This is a genomic window from Musicola keenii (genome assembly GCF_014855505.1).
Taxonomy (GTDB): domain Bacteria; phylum Pseudomonadota; class Gammaproteobacteria; order Enterobacterales; family Enterobacteriaceae; genus Musicola; species Musicola paradisiaca.
This window is the reverse complement of the sequence record NZ_JAAWVW010000005.1, coordinates 219,703-237,225: the sequence shown is the minus strand read 5'-3', so window position 1 is coordinate 237,225 and position 17,523 is coordinate 219,703. Positions and strand designations below refer to the sequence as shown.

At 52.3% G+C, this 17,523-nt stretch carries 14 protein-coding genes; 2 read left to right on the top strand and 12 right to left on the bottom strand.

Annotated features, from left to right (window positions below; all coding sequences use genetic code 11):
• Window positions 1-9 precede the first annotated feature (9 nt).
• The 8 genes from nuoH to lrhA form a co-directional block, all read right to left on the bottom strand.
• A complete protein-coding gene (gene nuoH / locus HEP82_RS07520; protein WP_015854227.1) occupies window positions 10-984 on the bottom strand; it encodes an NADH-quinone oxidoreductase subunit NuoH in 975 nt (324 codons plus the stop codon).
• The gene (gene nuoG, locus HEP82_RS07515) at window positions 981-3,707 is read right to left on the bottom strand and encodes an NADH-quinone oxidoreductase subunit NuoG (protein ID WP_192457510.1); all 2,727 of its coding nucleotides are present in this window, start codon (window positions 3,705-3,707) and stop codon (window positions 981-983) included. The genes nuoH and nuoG overlap by 4 nt, the downstream gene beginning before the upstream one ends.
• Before the next feature lie 97 nt (window positions 3,708-3,804).
• Window positions 3,805-5,154 carry an NADH-quinone oxidoreductase subunit NuoF gene (nuoF, locus tag HEP82_RS07510; protein ID WP_192457509.1) on the bottom strand — a complete coding sequence of 450 codons (1,350 nt, stop codon included), beginning with the start codon at window positions 5,152-5,154 and terminating at the stop codon, window positions 3,805-3,807.
• Window positions 5,151-5,681 (bottom strand): NADH-quinone oxidoreductase subunit NuoE, encoded by a 531-nt coding sequence (nuoE, locus tag HEP82_RS07505; RefSeq protein WP_015854230.1) that lies wholly within the window; start codon window positions 5,679-5,681, stop codon window positions 5,151-5,153. Before nuoE ends, nuoF begins: the two co-directional genes overlap by 4 nt.
• Window positions 5,682-5,683: 2 nt before the next feature.
• Complete coding sequence (gene nuoC, locus HEP82_RS07500; RefSeq protein ID WP_192457558.1) at window positions 5,684-7,495, bottom strand: NADH-quinone oxidoreductase subunit C/D; 1,812 nt, start codon at window positions 7,493-7,495, stop codon at window positions 5,684-5,686.
• An 89-nt stretch (window positions 7,496-7,584) separates the two neighbouring features.
• On the bottom strand, window positions 7,585-8,259 hold the full coding sequence (locus HEP82_RS07495; RefSeq protein WP_192457508.1) for a NuoB/complex I 20 kDa subunit family protein: 675 nt from the start codon (window positions 8,257-8,259) through the stop codon (window positions 7,585-7,587).
• A 17-nt stretch (window positions 8,260-8,276) separates the two neighbouring features.
• Window positions 8,277-8,720 (bottom strand): NADH-quinone oxidoreductase subunit A, encoded by a 444-nt coding sequence (locus HEP82_RS07490; RefSeq protein WP_015854233.1) that lies wholly within the window; start codon window positions 8,718-8,720, stop codon window positions 8,277-8,279.
• Between the two features lie 666 nt (window positions 8,721-9,386).
• Window positions 9,387-10,322 (bottom strand): transcriptional regulator LrhA, encoded by a 936-nt coding sequence (gene lrhA, locus HEP82_RS07485; protein ID WP_192457507.1) that lies wholly within the window; start codon window positions 10,320-10,322, stop codon window positions 9,387-9,389.
• A gap of 1,324 nt (window positions 10,323-11,646) precedes the next feature.
• Here lrhA and HEP82_RS07480 point away from each other — a divergent pair.
• Complete coding sequence (locus HEP82_RS07480; protein WP_015854236.1) at window positions 11,647-12,861, top strand: pyridoxal phosphate-dependent aminotransferase; 1,215 nt, start codon at window positions 11,647-11,649, stop codon at window positions 12,859-12,861.
• 132 nt (window positions 12,862-12,993) lie between these two features.
• Entirely contained in the window at window positions 12,994-13,593 is a 600-nt protein-coding gene (gene yfbR / locus HEP82_RS07475) for a 5'-deoxynucleotidase (protein WP_015854237.1), read from the top strand.
• A 15-nt stretch (window positions 13,594-13,608) separates the two neighbouring features.
• On the opposite strand, the gene HEP82_RS07470 is transcribed toward yfbR, so the two are convergent.
• From HEP82_RS07470 to yfbV, 4 genes are all read right to left on the bottom strand, one after another.
• Window positions 13,609-15,444, bottom strand: a complete 1,836-nt coding sequence (locus tag HEP82_RS07470; RefSeq protein WP_192457506.1) for an SLC13 family permease — start codon at window positions 15,442-15,444, stop codon at window positions 13,609-13,611.
• A gap of 95 nt (window positions 15,445-15,539) precedes the next feature.
• Window positions 15,540-16,196 carry a sugar phosphatase gene (locus tag HEP82_RS07465; RefSeq protein ID WP_192457505.1) on the bottom strand — a complete coding sequence of 219 codons (657 nt, stop codon included), beginning with the start codon at window positions 16,194-16,196 and terminating at the stop codon, window positions 15,540-15,542.
• A gap of 20 nt (window positions 16,197-16,216) precedes the next feature.
• Window positions 16,217-16,711 (bottom strand): YfbU family protein, encoded by a 495-nt coding sequence (locus HEP82_RS07460; protein WP_015854240.1) that lies wholly within the window; start codon window positions 16,709-16,711, stop codon window positions 16,217-16,219.
• Window positions 16,712-16,847: 136 nt separating this feature from the next.
• The gene (yfbV, locus tag HEP82_RS07455; protein WP_192457504.1) at window positions 16,848-17,303 is read right to left on the bottom strand and encodes a terminus macrodomain insulation protein YfbV; all 456 of its coding nucleotides are present in this window, start codon (window positions 17,301-17,303) and stop codon (window positions 16,848-16,850) included.
• Window positions 17,304-17,523 lie beyond the last annotated feature (220 nt).

The window sequence follows — 17,523 nt, the reverse complement described above, 5'->3', positions numbered from 1 at the left end:
CACCCCTTCCTAAGCGTTCAACAGAATGACTGCAGCAGTCGCCAGCAGATTCAGCAGCGTCAGCGGCAGACAGACCCGCCAACCGAACGCCATCACCTGGTCATAACGTGGACGAGGCAACGAAGCGCGGATCAGGATGAACATCATCATGAAAAACGCTGTTTTCAACGCGAACCAGATAAACGGCGGCAAGAACGGCCCCTGCCAACCACCGAAGAACAGGGTGACAATCAGCGCGGACACCGTAACGATACCGACGTATTCTCCCACGAAGAACAGGCCGAACTTCATCCCGGCGTATTCGATGTGGTAGCCGTCCGCCAGTTCCTGCTCAGCTTCCGGCTGGTCAAAAGGATGACGGTGGCACACTGCCACACCCGCGATAGCGAAGGTAATGAAACCGAAGAACTGGGGCACGACATTCCACAAATGTGCTTGTGAAGCCACGATATCGCCCACGTTGAACGAACCGGCACGCGCCACCACCCCCATCAGCGACAAACCAAGAAACACTTCATAACTCAGCGTCTGTGCGGAGGCGCGCACTGCCCCCAGCAGCGAGTATTTATTGTTACTCGACCAGCCGGCGAACAACACGGCATATACCGCTAAGCCGGCCATCATCAGGAAAAACAGGATACCGATATTCAGATCAGCCACTATCCAGGTCGGGCTGACCGGTACGATCGCAAATACCATCAGCAACGAGGTGAATGCAATCATCGGCGCCAGAATGAATATCACCTTGTCGACAAAAGGCGGCGTCCAGTCTTCTTTGAAAAACATCTTGAGCATGTCCGAAACCAGTTGCAGCGAACCGCCCCAACCGACGCGGTTTGGCCCGTAACGGCCCTGGAACAGCGCCAGTAAACGGCGCTCCCCCATACTCATGACCGCACCGCAGCTCACTACGACGACCAGGATCAGCAACGCTTTTCCCACGGTGGACAAAATTTCCAGCATATCAGGCGTTAACCAGTTCATTGTGCAGCCTCCCGCAGGGTTTCAACAGTCGCACCGGCCAACACCGGAGCAACACCTGGGAAGCCCAGCGGCAACCCAACCTGCCCCTGATGCAGCTCATGGCTGATGCGCACCGGCAGGCGCAGCGTCTGACCACCGCAAGTAATATCCAGCAATGCTCCGGGGTTGACGCCCAACACAGCGGCATCCGTCGGGTTGACCACTGCACAGGCTTCCGGCATCCGCGCCTGGATCACCGATGAGCGCTGCGATAGCTCGTCACTGCCGAACAGCGAATAGTAAGGTGCGACCGTCCACTGCCCCGCCTGGGGCGAGAACGGCGCAGGTACCTGGCCGAAATACGCCAGAGAACCCTCACCAGCCTCGATCAGACGCACCCCGGGATCGCCATGACGCAGATGACCGCCCACTTCATCCTGGAATTTGTTCCACGCCTGCGGAGAGTTCCAACCCGGCGCCCAGGCGAATGGCACCTGTTGACGCTCGGCTTGCGGGCTGTTGTTCCCTTCCATCGAGAAAGCGAACATGGTGTCGCGATCCTGCGGCTGACGCGGTTCATGCACGCTGATATTGGCACGCAGCGAAGTACGGCCACTGTAGCGGTTCGGTTCGCGCGCCAGCTTTTGCCCTTTGATGCGGAAAGAAGCATCAGGCGCAGCATCCTTGATGGCGGCCAGCTGCGGCAACGCCTTGACGCAAGCGTCGATGACATGATCGAGCTGCGTCCAGTCCACCTGGCGGCTGTTATAGGTAATATAGAGTGAGTGCAGCCAGCGCCAGCTTTCCAGCATGACCACCTTGTCATCATAGAAGGCGGGTTCATAGACCTGGAAGAAGCGCTGAGCGCGACCTTCCTGATTGATCAGCGTACCGTCGCTTTCAGCGAAGCTCGCGGACGAAAGAACCATACTGGCCTTGTCCATGATAGCGGTGCGCTGATGATCGACCACCACCAGATTGGTGGCTTTGGCCAAGGCGGCATTAACTCGCGCAGCCGGTGCATGACGGTAAAGATCGTTTTCCACCACGACAACGCTATCCGCAGCGCCGCTTTCCAACTGCTCCAGCGCATCATCCAGAGAACCTCCGCCGATCATGGCCACGCCAATGCTGTTGGCACCTGCTGCGACAAAGGTAATACCGACGTCTGCACCTCGGTTTTTCAGCGCTTTGGCGACGTTTGCAGCGGCAGCGATCACATCGTCACTGCCGGCGTTGGTGCCGGAAATAATCAGCGGCTTCTTCGCACTGGCCAGCGCCTGGACGACCACATCCATTTTCTGAGTCAAGTCGGCGGACAAATCACTGACCGCCGGTGCTGCGTTATCCAGCGCATGGGCGATCGCGAAACCAAGTCGCGCCTGATCGGCGACAGGCGCCCGATAACTCCAGGCAGCGATATCATCCAGCCGGGTACTGTCGACGTTGGTGACGAACAGTGGGTGTTTGGCATGTTGACCAATGTTCAGAATCGCGGCGATTTGCCAATCCGCCACTTTCTGTGCCGCCGCCATTTCACGGGCTTTACCTTTCACTGCCTGACGTACCGCCAGTGCGATGCGGGCACCGGTCTGGGTCAAATCCTCGCCCAGTACCAACACGGCATCATAACTTTCGATCTCTCGCAAAGACGGGGTACGAACCCCGCTTTCACTGAGCACTTTCAGCATCAGTTGCAGGCGCTGTTGCTCGCCGCGGGACACACCGGTGTAGAAATTCTCAGCACCAACCAGTTCGCGCAATGCAAAGTTACTCTCAATACTGGCGCGGGGGGAACCGATACCAATGACCTTCTTCGCCTGGCGCAGAACATCAGCCGCGCCTTGCAACGCCTGTTCGGCGTTCAGGGCGATCAAATCGTTACCGCGACGCTGAATCGGCTGACGCGGGCGGTCTTTCAGGTTGACGTAGCCATAGCCAAAACGACCACGATCACACAAGAAATAATGGTTCACGCTGCCGTTATAACGGTTTTCGACACGCCGGAGTTCGCCGTAGCGTTCGCCTGGGCTGGTGTTGCACCCAACGCTACATTGCTGGCAAATGCTGGGGGCGAACTGCATGTCCCATTTACGGTTATAACGCTCGGAATGGGTCTTGTCGGTAAACACCCCGGTTGGACACACTTCCACCAGGTTGCCGGAAAACTCGCTTTCCAGCACGCCATCCTCTGCGCGGCCGAAATACACATTGTCATGCGCACCATAAACGCCCAGGTCTGTACCGTCGGCATAGTCCTTGTAGTAGCGCACACAGCGGTAACAGGCGATGCAGCGGTTCATCTCGTGGGAAATGAAAGGCCCGAGATCCTGATTGCGGTGGGTTCGTTTGGTGAATCGGTAACGGCGGAAATTATGCCCCGTCATAACCGTCATATCCTGAAGATGACAGTTCCCCCCTTCCTCACAAACTGGGCAGTCGTGCGGATGGTTGGTCATCAGGAATTCCACGATGGTCTTACGGAACGCGACGGCTTCCGCATCGTCAATCGCGATGTAGGTGCCGTTGGTCGCTGGTGTCATACAGGACATCACCAGACGGCCTCGGGTGTCTTCCGCGTTCTGGTATTGTTTAACCGCACACAGGCGGCAAGCCCCGACACTGCCCAGCGCCGGATGCCAGCAAAAGTAAGGAATATCAAGCCCCAGAGACAGACACGCCTGCAGTAGGTTGTCCGAACCGTCCACTTCATATTCTTTGCCGTCTACATGAATCGTTGCCATAGTCAGCATGCTTCCATAACAGCCCGCCACGGGCGGGCACTAATCAAAAATTCTGCCTGACAGGACAGCCATGTCGGCTGCCTGCCGGTTTCCGGGATTACCAGCGCTGTTTCAGCAGGTTTGGCTGAATGCCGCGAATATCTTTGGTGTTACCGGGCGCCTGTCTGGCGATACCGGCTTCGAATTCATCCCGGAAATATTTTATGGCGCTCTGCAGTGGTTCGACCGCACCCGGCGCATGCGCGCAGAAGGTATTGCCCGGCGCGAGATAACGACAAATCTGCTCCAGCGTTTCGATATCCCCCGGCTGCCCTTCCCCTCGCTCCAGCGCACGCAACAGTTTTACGCTCCACGGCAATCCGTCACGGCATGGCGTACACCAGCCGCACGACTCGCGGGCAAAAAACTCTTCCAGATTGCGTGTCAACGACACCATATTGATTTCATTGTCGACGGCCATCGCCAGCGCGGTGCCCAAACGGCTTCCTGCTTTGCCGATATTTTCAAAATCCATCGGCAAATCCAGATGCGCATCGGTCAGAAAGTCGGTTCCTGCGCCGCCCGGTTGCCAGGCTTTGAGTTTCAGGCCATCGCGCATACCGCCGGCGTAATCCTCAAGAATTTCACGGGCAGTGGTGCCGAACGGCAGTTCCCACAAGCCCGGATTTTTAACCCGGCCGGAGAATCCCATTAATTTGGTACCGGCATCTTTGCTCTTGCCGGCCGACAACCCCTGATACCACTCAATACCATGCTCCACAATGGCCGGCACGTTACACAGGGTTTCCACATTGTTGACGCAGGTCGGTTTGCCCCAGGCTCCAGCCATCGCGGGAAACGGCGGCTTCGAACGCGGATTGGCGCGACGCCCTTCCAGCGAGTTGATCAATGCGGTTTCTTCACCACAGATGTACCGCCCGGCACCGGTATGAACGAACAGTTCAAAATCAAACCCGGTGCCCAAGATATTCTTACCGAGCAACCCCGCAGCCTTGGCTTCTTCTATCGCACGACGCAGGTTAGCGGCAGCTTCGATATACTCGCCGCGCAGAAAGATGTAGCCGCGATAGGCTTTCAGCGCATAGGCGCCGATCACCATGCCTTCGATCAGCAGATGCGGCATTTGCTCCATCAGCAAGCGATCTTTATAGGTGCCTGGCTCCATTTCATCCGCATTGCACAGCAGGTAGCGGATATTCATGCTTTCATCTTTCGGCATCAGGCTCCATTTGAGCCCAGTGGAAAAGCCTGCGCCGCCACGGCCGCGCAGCCCGGCATCCTTGACCAGCGTCACCACTTCATCCTGGGACATGCCGGTCAACGCCTTGGCGGCACCGGCATAACCGTTCTTGCTGCGATATTCATCTAGCCACACTGGCTGCTCATCAGCACGCAGACGCCACGTCAGAGGATGCTGTTCAGCCGTCAGAACAATGTTTTTAGTCATTGATACTGCTCCAGTAACGAATCGAGATCATCTGGCTTCAGGCGCGTGTAGGTATCCTCATCCACCATCATGGACGGCCCCTTGTCGCAATTACCCAGGCAACAGGTCGGCAGTAGGGTGAAGCGACCATCAAATGTGGTCTGCCCCGGTTTAATATTCAGCTTCCGCTCCAGAGCGGCCTGAATACCCTGATAGCCGGTGATATGGCATACCACGCTGTCACAGTAGCGGATGACATGACGGCCAACCGGTTGGCGAAAGATCTGGCTGTAAAATGTCGCCACGCCTTCCACATCGCTGGCAGGGATGCCCAACACATCGGCGATAGCCGTAATAGCGCCGTCCGGCACCCAGCCACGCTGTTTCTGCACAATCTTCAACGCTTCGATGGAAGCGGCCCGTGCATCCTCGTAGTGGTGTTTTTCATGCTCGATGGCGTCGCGCTCCGCGTCACTTAACACAAAAGCCTCCCCTGCGGGCTGCCCCTGAGCGTCGATAGGTTCTTGCGTGTTGTTATGATCGTGCATAATTAGCGGTCCACATCTGACATGACAAAATCAATACTGCCGAGGTATACGATCAGATCGGATACCAGACACCCGCGAATCACCGACGGGATCTGCTGCAGGTGAGGGAAGCTCGGCGTTCGAATACGGGTGCGATAGCTCATGGTGCCGCCGTCGCTGGTCAGGTAATAACTGTTGATTCCCTTGGTTGCCTCGATCATTTGATACGACTCGTTGGCAGGCATTACCGGCCCCCAGGAAACTTGCAGGAAGTGGTTGATCAACGTTTCGATATGCTGCAACGTGCGTTCCTTCGGCGGCGGCGTCGTCAGCGGGTGATCAGCCTTAAACGGGCCTTCAGGCATATGCTTGAGACACTGCTCAAGGATACGCAGGCTCTGACGCAGCTCCTCAACCTTCAACATGACGCGGCTATAGCAATCGCTGATGCCATCACCCACCGGGACCTCAAAATCAAAGTTTTCATAACCGGAATAAGGGCGCCATTTACGCACGTCGAACGCCACGCCCGTCGCACGCAGCCCCGCCCCAGTTACGCCCCACTCCAGCGCTTCCTTGGCGTTGTACGCCGCGACCCCCTGGGTACGCCCCTTCAGAATGGAGTTTTCCAGCGCCGCTTTGATGTAGGTATCAAGGCGTCCGGGGATCCAGTCCAGGAATTCGCGCAACAGGCGTTCCCAACCGCGCGGCAAATCATGTGCCACGCCGCCGATGCGGAACCATGCCGGATGCATGCGATAACCGGTAATGGCCTCCACCAGATCGTAAATCTTCTGACGATCGGTAAAAGCAAAGAACACCGGCGTCATAGCACCGACGTCCTGAATGAAGGTACTGATATAAAGCAAATGGCTATTGATGCGGAACAACTCAGAAAGCATGACGCGAATAACGTTCACACGCTCCGGCACTTCAATGCCGGCCAGTTTCTCCACCGCTAGCACGTAAGGCATTTCATTCACGCAGCCGCCCAGATACTCGATACGGTCGGTATAGGGAATATAGCTGTGCCAGGATTGGCGCTCGCCCATTTTTTCCGCGCCGCGATGGTGATAACCGACATCGGGAATACAGTCGACGATCTCTTCACCGTTGAGCTGGAGAATGATGCGGAATGCACCATGCGCCGACGGGTGGTTTGGCCCGAGATTGAGGAACATGAAGTCTTCGTTGCTGGTACCGCGCTTCATTCCCCACTCTTCGGGTTTGAAGGTCAGAGCCTCCATTTCCATGTCTTCGCGCTGTTTGGTCAGCACGAAAGGATCGAACTCCGTCGCACGGGCCGGAAAATCTTTACGTAGCGGATGACCTTCCCAGGTCTGCGGCATCATGATGCGCGTCAGATGGGGATGACCATTGAAGGTAATGCCGTACATGTCCCAAACTTCACGCTCATACCAGTTGGCATTCGGGAACAGTTTGGTCAGCGTCGGCATGTTCAGATCTTTTTCTACCAACGCCACCTTCAGCATGATGTCTTTATTGCGGTCGATGGAAATCAGGTGGTAGAACACGGTGAAATCAGCGTCCGGCAACCCCTGGCGATGTGTGCGCAGACGCTCATCCACGCCATGCAAGTCCAGCAACATGACATAGGGTTTCGGTTGTTTCTTAAGGAAGGCAACCACTTCCAGCAATTGTTCTCGCTTCACCCAGACAACCGGCATACCCGTGCGCGTCGCCTGAACAGTAAAAGCTTCCGAACCAAAACGGTTGCACAGCTCGCTGACGATCGGATCATCAAGGTGATCGCGGGTTTGCCAGACAGGCAGAGCGGCATCGTGCGTCGTTAAATCTGTCATAAGTTTTGTCACCACAGTGAATGTGTTAATTCTGTGACTGATGATGGCTGCACACTGTTATCGTGATATTACGCAGCCATCGACGGCCTTTCACCCACAGGTTAAATCTCGTCAGGGGTCCGCAGATTGGTTACTGCAATCCGCTCACCACGTTTGCGCTCACGCTCAGACTGCATATTGGCGCGGTAAACCCCCTGATCGCCCACCACCCATGACAGCGGGCGGCGTTCTTCACGAATGGATTCCTTCAGCAACAGCAATGCCTGCATATAGGCTTCAGGCCGCGGTGGACACCCCGGGATATACACATCCACCGGAAGGAACTTGTCCACGCCCTGAACTACGGAATAAATATCGTACATACCGCCTGAATTGGCGCAGGCTCCCATGGAAATCACCCATTTGGGTTCAAGCATTTGATCGTAGAGACGCTGAATGACCGGAGCCATTTTCAGGAACGGAGTGCCTGCCACTACCATGAAATCCGCCTGACGGGGGGAAGCGCGGATAACTTCAGAACCAAATCGCGCTACGTCGTGGACTGCGGTAAATGAAGTGGCCATTTCTACATAGCAGCAGGAAAGACCGAAGTTATAGGGCCATAGGGAATTACTCCGGCCCCAGTTCACCATATTATGCAGCGCATGTTCCAGGTTTCCCATGAAGACGCTGCGATGAACATGCTGCTCAAGAGGGTCGTTAACAATCTCTTGTTTTTGAAGGGGATAACGGTCGTTCTCACCGTCCGGATCTATGCGGGTGAGCGTATAATCCATCGTTTAATGCCTCGCTATTACTGCTGGTGAATGTTGGTGGTTTGTGCCGCAATACTGGACTTCACGACTTGTCGTTTGGAACGCACAGGCGTCCAGTCCAACGCGCCGATACGAACCAAATAGACCAGACCAGCCAACAACACCAAAATGAAAATGACGGCCTCGACGAACCCCACCCAACCGCTCTCCTTGATGGAAACGGCCCAGGCATACAAATACAGGGCTTCGACGTCGAAAATAACGAAAAACATTGCGACCAGATAGAATTTGGCGGAGAGACGCAACCGCGCTGAGCCGACAGAGTCGATACCAGACTCATAAGGGATATTTTTGTGCCGCGCCCTTGCGCGTCCCCCAAGCAGAAAACCACCAAGCAGCATAAAACCGCAGAGACCTACGGCAACGACGATAAATAGCGCAAAGGCCCAGTGATGGGCGAGAACTTCAGTAGTTGTTGACATACTCTTGCTTACTCATCAAAAGCGGTCAGCTCTCTGCTCTGGTCGGCAGTTCGGCTGCCACATCGATTAAAAGGAAGGATTTATCGCCACATAAGCACACGACTGAAAAGGTTAAGCAGCTATCCTTTGTGGCCTGATTCCCTGTTGTATAACTTTATTTTAAACATCTCAAAAAATAGCAGCGCATTACTTTACACGCACGCATTTTTGTTAACAACCTTCAAACACTATCACCGCTAAAACGTGTCAGTGCTGGCCGATTTGTTAACGGATAGCTATGCACTGCAACGCTATACCCACGTGCACTATACCATTTCCATCAAGAATTCCTGTTCTTCCATAGTGTCATTAGGGATATTTTTTGATCCAGAACACACTTTTATCGATTATGTTAGTAATTAAATTACCCCTTTAACCCTCCCATCGATAGCCACCGGACGGCAATATAGATTTAAAAAAAAAGAAACAGCATTTCATTGGGTTAGATGACCATTATCGCTAAAGCAACGCATTGACAACAAAAAGAATAGCCAAGTAGTCAGAAACGGGGAAAGGCGAAATGAATTGAAACAATCCACCTGATGCACGACAACGTCATACACCAGGTGTGAGGGGAAATGATTCAGTAACGCTGTTTGTCTACCGAGGATTCAACCCCCGCCGCAATTACGATTCATCCACAGCAGGTTCCCGCGATTCACCATCAGTTCCCGGCACGACAGGCAACAGTTGGGATCGGGTTCCAGACTCAATAGCACCGAAAATGGCATTAGCCAGTTCGTTGTCATGCGACGGGTTTTTGCACAAGTAATAGCGCGTTTCAGGCAGGCGAGGTAATCCTTCCTCTTCACCGAGAACTCGCAGCTCCGGGCTCATCATTTCAACCGAACGCACGGTAATTCCCAAACCAGCCTTCACTGCGGCGCGCACAGCCGATAAGGTGGACGCCACATAGGCGATCTTCCATGGAATACCTGCCGCGTTCAACTGTTCCAGCGCCAGAGACCTGAAGGGGCTGGGCTCATCCAGCACGACCAACGGTACTGTCTCCCCTGGTTGATACTGGTAATCCGCCGCGCAGTACCACAGCGTTGGCGATGTACGCAGCAAGACATGGGGAAAATTATTATTGTTAAAGGTCGTGATAACCAGATCAATTTTTCCCTGATTCAACATTTCCATCATTTCTGCGCTGCGCTTAATGCTGACCGCAATCGACAGTTTAGGAAACACGGTTGTCACTCGTTGCAAAATGAACGGAAGAATAGTGTCAGCCGTATCATCCGAAGCACCTATAGTGAGGGTTCCCTGAATATCGCTGAACATTAGCGATGCGCAGGCTTCATCATTAAATTGGAGTATTTTCCGGGCATAACCCAGAAACTGGATGCCATGTTCAGTCAGCAGCTTGTTCCGCCCGTGTCGGGCAAACAACTCCTTTCCGATCAGTTGTTCCAATCGTTGCATCTGCTGACTGACTGCCGATTGGGTTCTGCAAACCGCCACTGCAGCGGCTGCGAACGTATTCAAATCGGCGACAGCAACAAACGTTCTCAACAGATCGAGATCCAGATTGAGGACGGGACGACTTGCATTTGTCATATGGTTCTTCACTTATCTATTTTAATTTTTAACAAACATACCTGGTGTTGGTGTAAGAGCATCGGCAAAGCCTGATACATAATGAAAAAACAGTATCGCAGAGCGTTTTCACGGCCAAAAGCGAATCAATATTCTTTTTGCCATAATCACGCTCTATGCATGACTGTTTATTTGACTATCTTATTACGTAATCAGACATGCAAAAAGAACTCTTTTATTTATTTTACATGATAAAATAAAACTATCTAAAAAACCAGATGCCGGATGTTTTCTTAATGAGATCCAGTTCAGAGATATAAGATTATGATTGCGCTTACCTTATACAAAATCAGTAAGAAAAATATCTGCATCCTGTTATTTCCCGACGTACATGCATTCCTCATGCACTTAATGTTTCGGTTTACCAGAAAAATACATTCCGCTGATAAAAACAGCAGCCCTGCTACTTTCATTCTCTCTTCCTGAACTCTCGTTTCATCCACTTCGGCAAAACGCTTTAGTTTCCATGATAGGTTGTGTGCATTTTTTAACGATAATCTGCCTTCTCTCTTTTCCTCACTTGAAGCAGGCCTTATTAAAAGCTATTAATACAGTTAGTTACTATCACTCCCTCACTTAAATTTTATGTAATTTTTTTTACTTTTTTGTAAAAAATAATCGCAAATAAAAAAAGGCTCACATAACATAAGTGGTACTGGAGTCTCGGTGATAACACGTTTATTTCAGAACATAGGCGTGGAATATCTGAATTATGTTTCTTGTCTTTTATATTAATTACTGACTTTCCCTTCGCGCTGAATTTGCACTCATCTTTTATTCCTATTCATTCTCTGTTGCTTTGCTCAATTCTAGTCATAAGCGAAATCTATTCGAGATATGAAAATTATGTAGTCCACCACGATCATCAGATATATCCCTACTGTGTTTGTATGCAGTTTAAAACAGCATCAATTTCTGATACCGGTTTCAGTCTATAATTAATCATGGAATAGCCCCCCAGATCTCACCACGATATTCATCCTATCTGCAGGTGTGGCATTCGCAACGCTCAGGCGCTGTTTTATGCGAACAATACATGGCGATGGAATATTTTAACATTCCCCAACGATCTGCAGAAATGAGCTACCCACATGTTTTTTAACAGGACTAAACGCCAGCATAAAATTAACAACCAGTATTTTAAACCAACATGGCACCACAGAGAATTACTTTGCGGGTATACCCCGTAGTCAGGAAACATTCTTCAAAATAGGGGACGGGAGGAGTACATTAAGCTGCTTATGCTATTACCACTCAGGAAGGCGTCCTGTAAAAGGTTTGTTAAATGTCCCCAATAGAAAAATCGAAAAAACTTGAAAATGTCTGTTATGACATCCGCGGCCCGGTACTCAAAGAAGCCAAACGACTGGAAGAAGAAGGAAACAAGGTTCTTAAACTTAATATCGGCAACCCGGCGCCATTCGGTTTTGATGCACCGGATGAAATTCTGGTCGACGTTATTCGTAACCTGCCGACAGCGCAGGGATACTGCGATTCCAAAGGCCTGTACTCCGCTCGTAAAGCCATCGTCCAGCACTACCAAGCGCGCGGCATGCGCGATATCACTCTTGAAGATGTGTATATCGGCAATGGCGTATCTGAGCTTATCGTTCAGTCCATGCAGGCTCTGCTGGATGACAATGATGAGATGCTGGTGCCAGCACCAGATTATCCACTCTGGACTGCAGCGGTCTCACTATCCGGCGGCAACGCCGTGCATTACCGTTGCGACGAAGAGGCGGGTTGGTTTCCGGATCTGGATGATATTCGCAAAAAAATCACCCCTAACACCCGCGGTATCGTCATCATCAACCCGAATAACCCGACTGGGGCAGTTTACAGCAAAGAATTACTGCTGGAGATCGTTGAATTAGCGCGCCAGCATAGTCTGATCATCTTCGCTGACGAAATTTACGACAAGATTCTTTACGACGAAGCACAACACCACTCCATCGCCGCATTGGCGCCGGACCTGCTGACAGTGACGTTCAATGGCCTGTCCAAAACCTATCGCGTAGCCGGTTTTCGTCAAGGGTGGATGGTACTCAATGGCCCGAAAAAACATGCCCGTGGGTACATTGAAGGGTTGGAGATGCTGGCATCAATGCGTCTGTGCGCCAATGTCCCCATGCAGCACGCGATCCAGACGGCGTTAGGCGGTTATCAAAGTATCAGCGAATTCATCCATCCCGGCGGCCGCCTGTATGAGCAACGAAACCGCGCCTGGGAGCTGATTAACCAAATCCCCGGCGTTTCATGCGTTAAACCCAGCGGCGCGCTCTATATGTTCCCGCGTATTGATGCCAAACGCTTCAACATTCATGACGACCAAAAGCTGGTGCTGGATCTCTTGCTCCAGGAAAAGGTTCTGCTGGTTCAAGGCACCGCGTTCAACTGGCCGGAGCCGGATCATGTACGTATTGTAACGCTGCCGCGTGTTGATGACCTGGAAATGGCTGTCAGCAAACTGGGGCGATTCCTGGGACACTATCATCAGTAATCCCACGTTGGCAGGCTACCGTTGCATGTAGCCTGCTTAATTCTGGTAATAAGGATACCGTTCAATCCGATTGCTTATTCCGTTTTTGCCCCACAAAATGAATGCCTTCCTGCCGAATATCGAGAGAAGGTTATGATTCAGAGCCACTTCTTTGCCCATTTATCCCGACTGAAGCTGATTAATCGCTGGCCATTAATGCGAAATGTTCGCACGGAAAATGTGTCGGAACACAGCTTGCAGGTAGCGTTTGTCGCCCATGCTTTGGCCGTCATCAAGAATCGTAAATTCAACGGCAACCTTAATACCGAACGCATAGCACTGCTGGCGATGTATCATGATGCCAGCGAAGTGCTGACCGGCGATATGCCGACCCCCATCAAGTACCACAATGCCCAGATTGCGCATGAATATAAAAAAATAGAAAAAATCGCCCGCCAGAAATTGATCAGTATGCTGCCGGAGGAATTACAGCAGGATTTCCGACTGCTGCTGGATGAACGGCAAGCCAGCGAAGAGGAACAAGCCATTGTCAAGCAGGCGGATGCGCTGTGCGCTTACCTGAAATGTCTGGAAGAGCTGTCCGCTGGCAACAATGAATTTCTCCCCGCCAAAGGGCGGCTGGAAAAAACACTCCAGCAGCGCCAGAGCCCGGAAATGGACTATTTCATGACAGTCTTCATTCCCAGTTTCAATTTGTCGCTGGACGAAATTAGCCAGGATTTGTCGCTATAACCGCTGATCAAGCGATCAAAAAGGATACAACCAGGGGATCATAACAACGCTGATCAGCATCACCAACGCGGTAAACGGCACGCCAACCCGGACAAAATCACTAAAACGGTACCCGCCCGGCATCAGCACCAGCGTATTCACCGGCGAAGAAACCGGCGTCATAAATGCCGAAGAGGCGGCAATAGCGATAGTGATGGCGAACGGATAAGGCGAGACCTGCATCTGCTCTGCCGCTGCCACCGCTATCGGCGCCATTAGCACCGCCGTCGCCGTATTAGAAATAAAGAGCCCAATCAATGCGCAGATCACAAACAGGCAAACCAGCATAAATTGCGGGCCGGCATCGCCGGCAATTTCCATCAACCCTTTTACGATCAGGCTGACCCCGCCGGTTTGCTGCAGCGCTTGCGCAAAAGGCATCATGCCGACAATCAGGATCAAACTCGGCCAATGTACCGCTCGATACGCGCTTTCCATATCAATGCAACGGAACTGCCCCATCAGTAAACAGGCAATCAGCGCCGCCACGGCATTGGGGATTTCATCGGTCAGCATCATCGCCACCATCAATGCCAGGCAGAACAACGCATGCGGCGCCTGATGCCGGGCCGGTGCCACTTCATCCACCTCGGCAGGCAGATTTAACACAATAAAAAGCTGCTTATGTTGATGCAGTAAGCGAATATTTTTCCAATCCCCTATCACTAAAAGAACATCGCCTAATTGCAGAGGTTCGTCCGCCAACGCACCATCCAACGCTTCATTTCCACGTCGAATACCGACAACCGTTAGACCATACCGGCTACGAAACCCGACTTCCTGCAAGGTTTTACCCAATAAACCGGAGTCGGGGACTAATAAGACTTCAGCCATCCCCACATCACGCGACTGTTCCGAAAAGTATTCACCACGCAAAACCATGGGCTCCAGCCGCTGTGAAAAACAAAAATCACGCAAATTCACATCCGAAGCCGACATATCGATCAGTAGCACATCATTCAGCCGCAGTTCCGTATTTCCCGCCACGCTGACCATGATGCGCCGAAAACGCTGCCAGCGCTCGATGCCGACAACATTGGCGCCATAGCGTTGGCGCAGCAGTAAGTCGTCCAGCCGCTGACCAATAAAAGGAGAACCGGCGCGAATAGCTAAACGCCGCGCCCTTCCCGTCAAACGATAGTCACGAATCAAGTCACGAAAGGTCTTCCGTTTCCAAACGTCTTTGCTGTTATCGCCGTCAGCGTTCGCCAACAGAAAACGCGCCAACAACATATAACCAATGCCAACAAGCAATACCACCACACCAATCGGCGTGGTAGTGAAAAAGCTGAACCCCTGCCCACTCAGCCGGGTCAATTCGCTGCTGACTACCATATTGGGAGGCGTCGCCACCAGCGTCATCATGCCGCTGATTAATCCAGCGAATGCCAGCGGCATCATCAGCCTGGCCGGCGAAGTTTTCATACGGGCGGCCACATTAAGCACGACAGGAATAAAGATGGCCACAATCCCGGTCGAACTCATAAATGCGCCCAGCAGCGCCACCGTCGCCATTAACAGAATCAGCATACGGGTTTCGCTCTGGCCAGCGACATGCATCAGCCAGTCCCCTACCTGATAAGCCACGCCGGTACGCACCAACCCTTCACCGACGACAAACAACGCGGCAATCAACACGACATTGGGATCGCTGAAGCCCATCAGCGCATCTTGCAACGTCAGCGTGCCGCTCAATACAAAGGCGATAATGACCAGCATCGCCACCACATCCATGCGCAGTCTCCCCATAGCAAACAACACGATGGCGATTAACAGCAGGCTAAACACCCAGATAAGCTCGCTGTTCAACATGCATTCTCCTTTTGGCTGGCGATTCCGACACCCGTCAGCATGCCATAAAAAAACCCCGCCGAAGCAAGGTTTTGATCATGTTTAGCCCGGTTAGACTAACGCTGCCGGACAACCGCCAGCCCGTCAGCAGCAAGGTCGATATGTAATGATTCCAGCGAGCGCAGTACGATATCAACGTACTCCAACCCAGGGGTATCATCCGGCGCATTGACAGCAATAACCCGGCATCCAGCGGCAAGCCCGGACTGCACGCCAGCTGCCGCATCCTCGACCACTACACATTCGGCGGGAGCCAACCCCAGCCTTTCGGCCCCCAACAGATAAGCGTCAGGATTAGGCTTACCCCGCGCGACTTGTTCTGCGGTAATGAATATATCCGGCGCAGGCAGCGCTGATGCCGCATGACGCGCATGGGCAATCGGAATTGTTCCCGACGTCACTATCGCCCAAGGAATACCGAGTGCATTCAAACGGTTCAGTAGAGCCAACGCGCCAGGCATGGCTTCTATTCCCGCGGTATCCGTCGCCTCAATCTGCTCCAGCGTGACGAACTCTTGCTGAATGGTCGCTTCGCTTTTTCCCGCCAGAAAGTGGCGCAACGACGTAATAGCCTGTTTCCCGTGAATAAAATCCAGGACTTCCTGCGGATTGATATCGTGATCCCGAGCCCAGTTGCTCCAGGCTCGTTCGACAGCAGGCAGTGAATCCACCAGCGTGCCATCAAGATCAAACAGAAAACCTCTACACTCCACGCAAAGCCCCTCTTTATTTATCAGGCATTAATAATTTGCGCGATCTCCACCGCACTCAGGTGATACTGACGCGGACAGGACTGCCATACCGCCAGCATACGATTGTATTTATCCCACATTTTGGTTTGGGAGTTAAACCCGTGCGTGCCAGAATCGAAATGCGGATAACGGCCCTCTACATGCACCATGAAACGCACATACCCCAGATAACGAGCCTCAGTCGCCACATCAAATCCGAGAAATGTCAGGCGGCGCTCATCCATATCAGGCTTTTCTTTCAGGTTGGCCCAGGACACCTGCAACGCATGGTACATTTCCATAATATTGATGATAGTACGGCAAACGTCTTCGCTCAGATCGCCGAATTCGCGATCCAGTTCTCTCATCTGCAAGCCATAACCGCGTTCAATGATAGTTTGCAGACGCCGGTAACGCTCCGCGTTATCCGCATCCAACATGCTCATGATTTTGTACTGATTCGACAGAATTAATCGTTGGGCATTGGTCATTTCCATGGTGCACTCCTGAATCTTTTTCCGACTTAAAGGATACTGATAGCAGGATGGCATATCGGGCGGGGCCGGTTTTTTGATTTAGCGCAGAGTCGAATGAAAAAATGGTTGCCTTGAATCGCACAAAATCGGGTTTACATCAAAGATCGTCTAAAAAAGTCTTATCCAACTGCTTGAATGCACGTTTCAGCACATCCGCCAGCATCTGGTAAGTCGGCGTATCTTCGACCGGCGCCAGCGCCATACCGGACTCCAACAGCTTAGCCCGGATCTCATGAAACCATTGCAGCAACGAAGGTGGCAACGGCGTAACCGACCGGCGGCCCAGCCACCACAACCCTTGCATCGGCAGGCTCAAGGCAAATAGCGCCGTTGCTACCGACGGCCCCAGTTGTCCACCCAGCGCGAGTTGCCAGGTCAACGTAAAAATGGCAACCGGCGGCATAAAACGGATGGCAAAACGGGTCACGCGCACCACACGATTCTCAGGGAAAACCGGTGCCAGACGTTTATCAGCAGGCCAGGTCTTCATGTAATGCTGCCCTAGTTGAAACAATTTCAACCATCCGGGCTTACCGACAGGTGCGGTTGTCATAGTCGTACCTCAACTTCACGTATAAATAATAAAATTTTTGTACAAATTACCAACTAGAATTGACAAGCTTAAAATATATTTTGAGTTTAATGATTGCTATCGGTATCCTAAACTGCCTTTTGGTCACGATAAAAACGTGTTTCGACGCAGAGCCACTCGGCTGACGGCCGCCTTTTGGGGCAAACGCTTTCAACCCAAGTCTGCCGTCGCATATATTTCA